The organism is Ramlibacter sp. GS1-15, from assembly GCF_057785015.1.
This window is the reverse complement of the sequence record NZ_JBYNTU010000001.1, coordinates 2,541,927-2,551,088: the sequence shown is the minus strand read 5'-3', so window position 1 is coordinate 2,551,088 and position 9,162 is coordinate 2,541,927. Positions and strand designations below refer to the sequence as shown.

Sequence of the window (9,162 nt, the reverse complement as noted above, 5' to 3'; positions counted from 1 at the left end):
TTTTCAGGCTCCTCGCTCTGCTTTTGTATAGGTGACGAAACTGTAGTCGAACCCGGCGGACGAATGATGACGCTCCCGGCGCGATTCGGTCCATTCCGGGCCCAGCGCCGGCATCCATACATCGCCGTCGAAATCGCGCTCGATCTCGGTGACTTCGGCAACATGCGCCAGCGGAAGCGCCTGGGCGAAGATCTCCGCGCCACCGATCACCCACACCTGCGGGTCGTCGGCGCACAAGGCAAGGGCTTCGGGCAGCGAAGCGGCGCGCTCCGCGCCCGGGGCGCTCCAGTGCGCCTGGCGCGTGACGACGACGTTGCGGCGGCCAGGCAGCGGGCGGAAGCGCGGCGGCAGCGACTCCCAGGTCTTGCGGCCCATGACCACGGGCGCGCCCATCGTCACCCGCTTGAAATGGGCGAGATCCTCGGGCAGGTGCCAGGGCAGGACACCCGCCTTGCCGATCACGCCGTTGGCGGCGCGCGCATAGACCAGTCCGAGCTTCACGGCTTCAGACGGCGACCGGCGCCTTGATCGCCGGGTGGCACTGGTAATCCAGCACCTCGAAATCCTCGTACTCGTAATCGAAGATCGAGGCCGGCCGGCGCTTGATGTTCAGCACGGGATAAGGGTAGGGCGTGCGCGAGAGCTGCAGTTCCACCTGTTCGTGGTGGTTGCTGTAGATGTGGCAGTCGCCGCCGGTCCACACGAAGTCGCCCACGCCCAGGTCGCATTGCTGGGCCATCATGTGCGTGAGCAGCGCGTAGCTCGCGATGTTGAACGGCACGCCCAGGAAGATATCCGCACTGCGTTGGTAAAGCTGGCACGAGAGCTTGCCGTCCGCGACGTAGAACTGGAAGAAGGCGTGGCAGGGCGCCAGCGCCATCTTCGGGATGTCGGCCACGTTCCAGGCGCTCACGATGATGCGGCGCGAGTCCGGGTTCGATTTGATCGTCTTGACGGCTTCGGCGATCTGGTCGACGTGCCCGCCACCCGGCGTCGGCCAGCTGCGCCATTGCACGCCATAAACGGGACCGAGGTCGCCGTCCTCGCGGGCCCATTCGTCCCAGATCGTCACGCCGCGCTCGCGCAGCCAGTTGTTGTCGCTCGAACCCTTGAGGAACCAGAGCAGCTCGTAGATGATGGACTTCAGGTGCACCTTCTTCGTCGTGACGAGGGGAAAGCCCTCGTCCAGGTCGAAGCGCATCTGGTATCCGAACACGCTGCGCGTACCCGTGCCGGTGCGGTCGGTCTTGGGCGTGCCATGCGTGTAGACATGGCGCATGAAGTCTTCGTATTGCGAGCGGACCGGGCGCGGGGCGTTCATGGCGCGGATTATGGCGTTCTCTCCAGGCGCACGACGCGGCCCGGATTCATGATGTCCTGCGGATCCAGCGCCTGCTTGATCGCGCGCATCATGGCCAGCGCCGGCGCGGGCTTGTAGTCGGGCAGCTTGTCCACCTTCAGGCTGCCGATGCCGTGCTCCGCGGAGATCGAACCGCCGAAGCGGTTCACCGCGTCGTAAACGACCGTGTTGACCTTCTCTTCCCAGTCACGTAGAAAGGCCACTGAATCGATGCCTTCCGGGCACTGCACGTTGTAGTGCAGGTTGCCGTCGCCCAGGTGGCCGAAGTTCACCAGGCGCACGCCGGGGATCTCCCGCCGCAATTGCGCGTCCGTCTCGCGGCAGAACGCGGGGATGCGCGACACCGGCACGGAGATGTCGTGCTTGATGTTCAGGCCTTCCTCGGCCTGGGCCAGCGGGATGCTCTCGCGGATGTGCCACAGCTGGTGCGCCTGCGAGAGGTTTTCCGCGACGACCGCATCGGTGACGCAGCCCTGCTCGATCGCGGTTTCCAGCAGCCGCTCGAACTGCCCGCGCGCGTGCAGCTCCGATTCCTGGTCGGACGTTTCCAGCAGCACGCAGAAAGGGGACTGTTCGTGGAACGGGACGCGCATCTTCGGGAAGTGCCTGGCCACCAGGCCGAGCGCGAACTGGCCCATCATCTCGAAGCCGGTCAAGGTCGCGCCGAGCTCGCGGTGCGCCATGCCGAGCAGGCGCACCGCCGCTTCGACGTCGGGCACCGCGGCCCACGCAGTGAGCGTCGCGACTGGGAGGGGATAGAGCTTCAAGGTGGCGGCCGTGATGATGCCCAGCGTGCCTTCCGCGCCGATGAAGAGGTCGCGCAAATCGTAGCCCGTGTTGTCCTTGCGCAAGCCCGTGAGGCCGTCCCAGATCTCCCCCTGCGCGTTCACGACTTCCAGCCCGAGGCACAGCTCGCGCGCATTGCCATAGCGCACGACCTGCGTGCCGCCGGCGTTGGTCGACAGATTGCCGCCAATGGTGCAACTGCCCTCGGCCGCGAGGCTCAAGGGGAAGAGCAGCCCCTTGCCGCGCGCGGCATCCTGTACCGCTTGCAGGATGCAGCCGGCCTCCACCGTCATGGTCAGGTTCTCGGCGTCGAACGCGCGGATCGCGTTCATCCGCGTGAGGCTCAGGACGACCTGCGTGCCGGTTTCGTCGGGCGTCGCGCCGACCACCATGCCGGTGTTGCCGCCCTGCGGCACGATGCTCGCGCCCGCGGCCGCACAGGCCTTCACGATGCGCGCGACTTCCGCGGCCGAGGCGGGGCGCACGACGGCCAGCGCCTTGCCGCGCATGCGCTTGCGCCAATCCTGTTCCCAGGCCGAGAGATCGCCTTCCGTCAGGACATGGGCCGCGCCGGCAATGGCGCGCAATTCGTCAATCAATGTCGTCATGGTTTCGCAGTCGCAGGCGTACGTGGGCGGCGCAGGCACCGAAGATCGCGAGGCACAGCACGATCTCCGCACCGGCCAGCGCCAGCAAGGTCCCGCTCGCGCCGTAGGCACGCACCACGCCGTCGATGAAATACAACCAGACCAGCAGGCTGAGCCATCGATAGGTGTACATGCGCATGCGCAGCAGGCCGACGAGCGGGATGCACAGGGGCAGCGCCTTCAGCCCCGCGATCACCGGCGAGCCGCCAGGGCGGATCGGCGCCAGCCACAGTTCCCACGCGAGGCTCAGGACGATGAGGGCGACAAGGCTCGCCACCGCCATCCAGCGAGTCGCATCGACGGTGGCGGGCGGAGGAGACGGCGCGGGGACCTGCATACGTTCGTGACACTGGCATCATAGCGGCCCATGCCCGCCCGCCAGCTTCTCGCCGACCTCCAGCGCTTCCCGTGGAAGTCCACGGCAAGGACATTGCTCGAGCGGTTCCGCGAAGACCGGCTCGGCGTGCAGGCGAGCAGCCTGACGTTCACGACGACGATGGCGCTGGTGCCGTTCTTCACCGTCGCCCTGGCGGTGTTCACGGCCTTCCCGATGTTCAGCAAATTGCAGGCGGCGCTGCAGGCATGGCTGGTGCAAAGCGTGATCCCGGACGCGATCGCCCGGCAGGTGCTCGGCTACCTGACGCAGTTCGCGTCCAAGGCCAGCCGCCTCGGCGTGGCCGGCGTGGCGGCGCTGTTCATCATCGCGATTTCGCTGGTCCTCACGATCGACCGCACCTTGAACGGCATCTGGCGCGTGCGGCGGCAGCGCCCGCTCGGCCAGCGCGTCCTGATCTACTGGGCCGTGATGACGCTCGGCCCGCTGCTGCTCGGTGCTTCCTTGAGCCTCACGTCGTATGTGATCTCCGCGTCGCGCGGCCTCGTGTCGGGTGTGCCGGGCGCGCTGCAGGTGGTCTTCGACCTGATCGAGTTCGCGCTGCTTGCCGCCGGACTCACGGCGCTCTACCGCTTCGTGCCCAATACGCATGTACAGCGCGCGCATGCGATGGCGGGCGGCATTTTCGCGGCGATCGGGATCGAGCTCGCGCGGCGCATCCTCGCGTACTACCTGGGCAAGGTGCCGACATACTCCCTGATCTACGGTGCCTTCGCCACGCTGCCCATCCTGCTGCTGTGGATCTACATCGCCTGGCTGGTCGTGCTGTGGGGCGCCGTGATCGCGGCCTACCTGCCCAGCCTGCTGGCCGGCCACCGGCGGCCGGGCGGCACGCCCGGATGGCGGTTCGAGCTGGCGATCGAAGTGCTGCGCGCGCTGGCGGCGGCACGCGCGACGCCGCGCCATGGCCTCAACATCGAAGAGCTGTCGCAGCACCTGCGCATCGACCCGCTGCAGCTCGAGCCCGTGCTGGAAGCGCTGCAGTCGCTCGACTGGGTGGCGCGCGTGAACGAAGTGAAGGACGAGGCGGACACGCGCTACGTGCTGCTCGCCGATGCGGGCGTGACCTCGCTCGCGCCTTTGATGGAGCGGCTGCTCCTGGTGCGCTCCAACCTCACCGAAGCGCTGTGGCTGCGCAGCGGCCTGCGCGGCCTGCTGCTGAAAGACGTGCTCTCAGGCGATCTCGAAGGGCGCGTGCAGGAAGCCGCGGAAGCGCGCGCGGCCGCCGCGCGTGGGTGAATCCGTGAGCGCATAGCGCGGAAATCGCGCCAGGAAGCGCGCGATCGCGATGCGCCCCTCCAGCCGCGCGAGGCTCAGGCCGGCGCACTGATGGATACCGAGGCCGAAGGCCAGGTGCCGGTTGTTCTCGCGCGCGAGATCGAGCACATCGGGGTGGTCGAACTGCGACCCGTCGCGATTCGCCGCGCCTATGCCCAGCGTGACGAGCGCACCGGCTTCCAGCGGCGCGCCGCCCACGTCGCAGGCCCGCAGCGCGCGCCGGTTGCCGAGCTGGTTCGACGACTCGAAGCGCAGGAACTCGTCGACGGCCGGCGTCATGAAGCCTTCCTGCGCCGCAGATTCGTTGGCGTGCGAGCGCAGCTGCCCCAGAAGCTGCGCCTTCGCCTGCGGCCATTCCTGCAGGGCGACGAGCGCATTGCCGATGAGGTTGGTCGTGGTTTCGTGGCCCGCGTTGAGGATGAAGACGCAGTTCTGCAGCAGCTCCGTTTCGCTCAATTGCCCGTCGGCGCCCTCACCCTGGATCAGGCGCGTGAGCACGTCGTGTTCCGGATCGCCCGGATGCTTTCGCCGGTCCGCGACGAGCCCCTTGAGATAGCCGGTGAATTCGGTGACGCTGCGGTTGCCCAACGCTTCCTGCTCGGGCGTGAGCCTCGGCTCCAGCGCACCGAGGATGGCCAACGACCAGCCGCGCAGCGGGCCACGGTCTTCATGCGGCACCCCGAGCAGGTTGCCGATGATCTCCACCGGGATGGCCGCCGCGAAATCCTCGATCAGGTCGCCGCCGGCCAGCCGCCCGATACGGTCGAGCAGTCGGTCGACCAGTTCGACCAGTCCCGGCCCCATCTCCGCGATCGCCCGCCGCGTGAGTGCGCCCATGATGAGCTTGCGCACGCGGGTGTGCAGGGGAGGGTCGTTGAACACCAGGCTGGTCGTGTGGTGCTCCAGCAGGGCCGAGCCCTCGCCGTACTTGGGGCCGAACTCCACTTTCTTGTCCGAGCTGAAGGTATGAGCGTCGCGGTACACGGCGGCGAGGTCGGCATAACGCGTGAGGAAGACCGAGCCGTCCGGCAGGCGCTTGACCGGCTCGCTCTCGCGCAGGCGCGCGTACACCGGATAGGGATTGGCATAGAAGTCCGGCGGCAGCGCGCGCAAGTCGAACGATGCCGCGATTTCGGCCGCACGCTCCGCGGTCATGGCTGGGGTGATCACCATGGCGGCCATTGTGCCGACGGGTTGCGTCCATTGCACGCCGCGCGGCGCGGGCGTACGCTCTCGCGGCCATGGACACCATCCCATCGAAGGACGGCACGCGCATCGCGTTCGAACGCACGGGTTCGGGCCCACCGCTCGTGCTCGTTCACGGCACTACCGGCACGGGCAAGCGCTGGGCGCCCGTGGTGCCGTTGCTGTCGCCGCACTTCACGTTGCACTGCGTCGACCGCGTGGGGCGCGGTGAGAGCGGGGAGCATCCTTCGTACGCGATGGAGCGCGAGTTCGAGGACGTGGCGGCGGTCGTCGATGCGAGCGGCGGCCCCGTGGACCTCCTCGGGCATTCCTTCGGCGCGATCTGCTCGCTGGAAGCAGCGCTGCGCACGAACCGCATCCGCAGGCTGGTGCTGTACGAGCCGCCGATCCCCACGCCCGGCGTCGAGGTCTTTCCGCCGGGCAGCATCGAGCGCATGCAGGCGCTGCTCGACGCGGGCGATCGCGAAGCCGTGCTCACCGTGTTCTTCCGCGAGGTGAACGGCATGCCGCCGGCGGAGTTCGACAAGTACCGCGCCTCGCCCGCCTGGCCGATGCGCATCGCCCTGGCACACACGATGCCGCGCGAGATGCGCGCCGTCGAGGTTTATCGCTTCGAGCCGCAGCGCTTCGGCGCGATGAGCGTGCCTACGCTGCTGCTCCTGGGCAGCGAGAGCGCACCGTATTTCGGCGCCGCGACCCGGGCGATCGAGCGGGCGCTGCCCGATGCGCGCACGCGTGTGCTGCCCGGCCAGCGGCACGTCGCGATGGACACCGCGCCGCAGCTCTTCGTGGACGAGGTCCTGCGCTTCCTCGGCGATTAGGCGACGAAGTCCCGGATCGCGGCCAGGACCTCGTCGGGGGCTTCGGTCATCATCTGGTGGCCGCCATTGACGGCGACCGTGCGGCCATCACGCGCTTTCTCCTGTAGCGAGCGGGCCATCTTCGGCAGCGTCATCGAGTCGCGCTTGCCGAGAACGAACAGCACCGGGCACTGTACGCGGCCCATCGCCTCTTCGCCGCCACGGTAAGCATCGCAGGCCTGGAAGCCGCGATGGAACAGGTTCACGCGGGAATTGCTCGCGAGCACGCGGCGCTTGAGCGCACGCGACGCACCCGGCAGCCAGGTGCCCGGGCCGAGCGCGGAAGGCGGTGGCGCCAGCGTCGAATGCGAGAAGACGTTGTCGATCTCGATGGCTTTCATGGGGTCGTCGAGCGAGGTGTCGAGCAGCAGGGGCGACACCTTCATCGGATAGGCGGTGCCGACCATCACGAGCTTTTTCACGCGCCCGGGCGAGCGCGCGGCGACTTCCATCGCCACGAGTGACCCGAAGCTGTGCCCGATGACGGTCGCGGTCCGCACGCCCGCCGCATCGAGCAGTGCGATGACGAAGTCGGCCGCCTCCTCGACGGAGCGAGGCGGCTCGCCGCCGCTGCGGCAATGGCCCGGCAGGTCGGGCGCGAGCACGGCGAAACCGTGGTGGGCGAAATAGCGCGTCTGCAGGATCCACACGCTGTGGTCGTTGAGCACGCCGTGAACGAAAACGAGCACGGGCTTTTCGGGATCGAAGGCCTTGCCGCCGGTGTAGCAATAGGTCTTCGCGCCGTTGACGATCAGTTCCATGTCAGGCGGCCCTTTCTGCGGCCTTCAGCGCGCGCTTCAGGTCCTCGATCAGGTCGGCCGGATCCTCGAGGCCGATCGACAGGCGGATCGTGCCTTGCGTGATGCCGGCGCCGGCCAGCGCCTCGTCGCTCATGCGGAAATGCGTCGTGCTCGCCGGGTGGATCACGAGCGAGCGGCAATCGCCCACGTTCGCCAGGTGGCTGAACACTTTCAGCGTGTCGACGAAGGTCTTGCCCTGTTCGCGGTTGCCCTTCATGTCGAAGCTGAACACCGAGCCGGCGCCCTTGGGCAGCAGCTTCTGCGCGAGCTTGTGGCTGGGATGTGATTCGAACAGCGGGTGGCCCACCCGCTCGACGAACGGGTGCGAAGCCAGGAACTCCACCACCTTGGCCGTGTTGCTCATGTGCCGTTCCATGCGCAAGGACAAGGTCTCGATGCCCTGGAGGATCAGCCAGGCGGTGTGCGGGCTCATGCAGGCGCCGAAGTCGCGCAGGCCCTCGCGCCGCGCACGCAGCAGGAACGCGCCCACCGTCGATTCCTCGCTGAACACCATGCCGTGGAAGCCGTCGTACGGGGCCGTGAGTTCGGCGAACCGCCCGGATGCTTCCCAATCGAAGCTGCCGCCATCGACCACGACGCCGCCGATCACGGTGCCGTGGCCCGAGAGGAACTTCGTGGCCGAGTGGTAGACCAGGTCCGCCCCCAGCCCCAGCGGCTGCATGAGGTAAGGCGTGGTGAACGTCGAATCCACCAGCAACGGCAGCTTCGCTTCGTGGGCAATCCCGGCAACGACCGGGATATCGAGCACGTCCAGTCCCGGGTTGCCCAGCGTTTCGCCGAACAGCAGCTTGGTATTCGGCCGGATCGCGGCGCGCCAGCCGTCGATGTCGCCGGGCTTGACGAAGGTCGTCTCGATCCCGAAGCGCCGCATGGTGTAGTGCAGCAGGTTCTGGGACCCGCCGTACAGGGCCGTGCTCGCGACGATGTGCGAGCCTGCGCCCATCAGCGTCGCGATGCTGAGGTGCAGCGCCGCCTGGCCGCTGGCCGTGGCGATCGCGCCGATGCCGTTTTCCAGCGCAGCGACGCGTTGTTCCAGCACGGCCGTGGTGGGATTGCTGATGCGTGAATAGACGTGGCCGGAGCGTTCGAGGTTGAAGAGGGCTGCCGCGTGGTCGCTCGACTCGAAGACGAACGAGGTCGTCAGATGGATGGGCACCGCGCGCGCCCCGGTCGCGGGGTCGGGCGCGGCGCCGGCGTGCAGCGCCAGCGTGTCGAAGCCGGGGTCGGAGTAGCCGGGCAAGGGGAGTCTCCTCGTTGATCTGCCGCTATGGCAGCGCCTGCGATTGTGGGCTATATTGGCCGCAACGGCATTGGCTGCATTCGAGGAGACGGTTCATGAAGGTCAGCGACATCCTGCGCGTAAAGGGCAACACGCTGTACACCGTCACGCCGGAAGAGCCGCTCGCACGCGCCGTCGAGGTCATGGCCGAGAAGGACATCGGCTCGCTCGTGGTGATGGAGCACGGCGACCTGGTCGGCATGCTCACCTTCCGCGAAGTGATCGTCGCCATCGTGAAGAACGGCGGCAGCGTCGGCGCCACGACGGTGCGCTCGGCCATGGACGACCACCCGCTCACCTGCACGTCGGAGACCGAGCTCGACGAGATCCGCCGCATGATGCTCGAGCGGCACGCCCGCTACATGCCGGTCATGGACCGCCGCATGCTGATGGGCGTGATCAGCTTCTACGACGTCGCCAAGGCGGTGGTCGAAAGCCAGAACTTCGAGAACCGGATGCTCAAGGCCTACATCCGCGACTGGCCCGGCGGCGAAGAGCAGCAGCCCGGCGTGCAGCTCTGACGCGTCGCAC

At 67.8% G+C, this 9,162-nt stretch carries 10 protein-coding genes; 3 read left to right on the top strand and 7 right to left on the bottom strand.

All coding sequences use genetic code 11. The features are described 5' to 3' along the window. Window positions 1–3: 3 nt before the first annotated feature. From AC3EF3_RS12780 to AC3EF3_RS12765, 4 genes are read right to left on the bottom strand one after another with little or no spacing between them, the layout of a single operon-like run. Window positions 4–501: a dihydrofolate reductase gene (locus AC3EF3_RS12780; protein ID WP_488532530.1), complete on the bottom strand. Its 498-nt coding sequence runs from the start codon at window positions 499–501 to the stop codon at window positions 4–6. Between the two features lie 4 nt (window positions 502–505). Next, the gene (locus tag AC3EF3_RS12775; protein WP_488532529.1) at window positions 506–1,321 is read right to left on the bottom strand and encodes a thymidylate synthase; all 816 of its coding nucleotides are present in this window, start codon (window positions 1,319–1,321) and stop codon (window positions 506–508) included. Between the two features lie 8 nt (window positions 1,322–1,329). After that, the gene (locus AC3EF3_RS12770) at window positions 1,330–2,754 is read right to left on the bottom strand and encodes an FAD-binding oxidoreductase (RefSeq protein WP_488532528.1); all 1,425 of its coding nucleotides are present in this window, start codon (window positions 2,752–2,754) and stop codon (window positions 1,330–1,332) included. Next, the gene (locus AC3EF3_RS12765; RefSeq protein ID WP_488532527.1) at window positions 2,738–3,130 is read right to left on the bottom strand and encodes a DUF2069 domain-containing protein; all 393 of its coding nucleotides are present in this window, start codon (window positions 3,128–3,130) and stop codon (window positions 2,738–2,740) included. The genes AC3EF3_RS12770 and AC3EF3_RS12765 overlap by 17 nt, the downstream gene beginning before the upstream one ends. Window positions 3,131–3,160: 30 nt before the next feature. Here AC3EF3_RS12765 and AC3EF3_RS12760 point away from each other — a divergent pair, with 30 nt between their 5' ends. Then, entirely contained in the window at window positions 3,161–4,426 is a 1,266-nt protein-coding gene (locus AC3EF3_RS12760) for a YihY family inner membrane protein (protein ID WP_488532526.1), read from the top strand. On the opposite strand, the gene AC3EF3_RS12755 is transcribed toward AC3EF3_RS12760, so the two are convergent. Continuing rightward, window positions 4,361–5,638: a cytochrome P450 gene (locus tag AC3EF3_RS12755; RefSeq protein WP_488532525.1), complete on the bottom strand. Its 1,278-nt coding sequence runs from the start codon at window positions 5,636–5,638 to the stop codon at window positions 4,361–4,363. The two genes, AC3EF3_RS12760 and AC3EF3_RS12755, sit on opposite strands and share 66 nt — an antisense overlap. 68 nt (window positions 5,639–5,706) lie before the next feature. Here AC3EF3_RS12755 and AC3EF3_RS12750 point away from each other — a divergent pair, with 68 nt between their 5' ends. Beyond that, complete coding sequence (locus AC3EF3_RS12750; RefSeq protein WP_488532524.1) at window positions 5,707–6,492, top strand: alpha/beta fold hydrolase; 786 nt, start codon at window positions 5,707–5,709, stop codon at window positions 6,490–6,492. Here the strand turns inward: AC3EF3_RS12750 and AC3EF3_RS12745 are convergent. Together AC3EF3_RS12745 and AC3EF3_RS12740 are read right to left on the bottom strand one after the other, a co-directional pair. Beyond that, on the bottom strand, window positions 6,489–7,292 hold the full coding sequence (locus AC3EF3_RS12745) for an alpha/beta fold hydrolase (protein WP_488532523.1): 804 nt from the start codon (window positions 7,290–7,292) through the stop codon (window positions 6,489–6,491). The genes AC3EF3_RS12750 and AC3EF3_RS12745 overlap by 4 nt on opposite strands. Before the next feature lies 1 nt (window position 7,293). Beyond that, on the bottom strand, window positions 7,294–8,592 hold the full coding sequence (locus tag AC3EF3_RS12740) for an O-acetylhomoserine aminocarboxypropyltransferase (RefSeq protein WP_488532522.1): 1,299 nt from the start codon (window positions 8,590–8,592) through the stop codon (window positions 7,294–7,296). Between the two features lie 95 nt (window positions 8,593–8,687). Here AC3EF3_RS12740 and AC3EF3_RS12735 point away from each other — a divergent pair, with 95 nt between their 5' ends. After that, window positions 8,688–9,152 (top strand): CBS domain-containing protein, encoded by a 465-nt coding sequence (locus AC3EF3_RS12735; RefSeq protein ID WP_488532521.1) that lies wholly within the window; start codon window positions 8,688–8,690, stop codon window positions 9,150–9,152. Window positions 9,153–9,162: the final 10 nt, after the last annotated feature.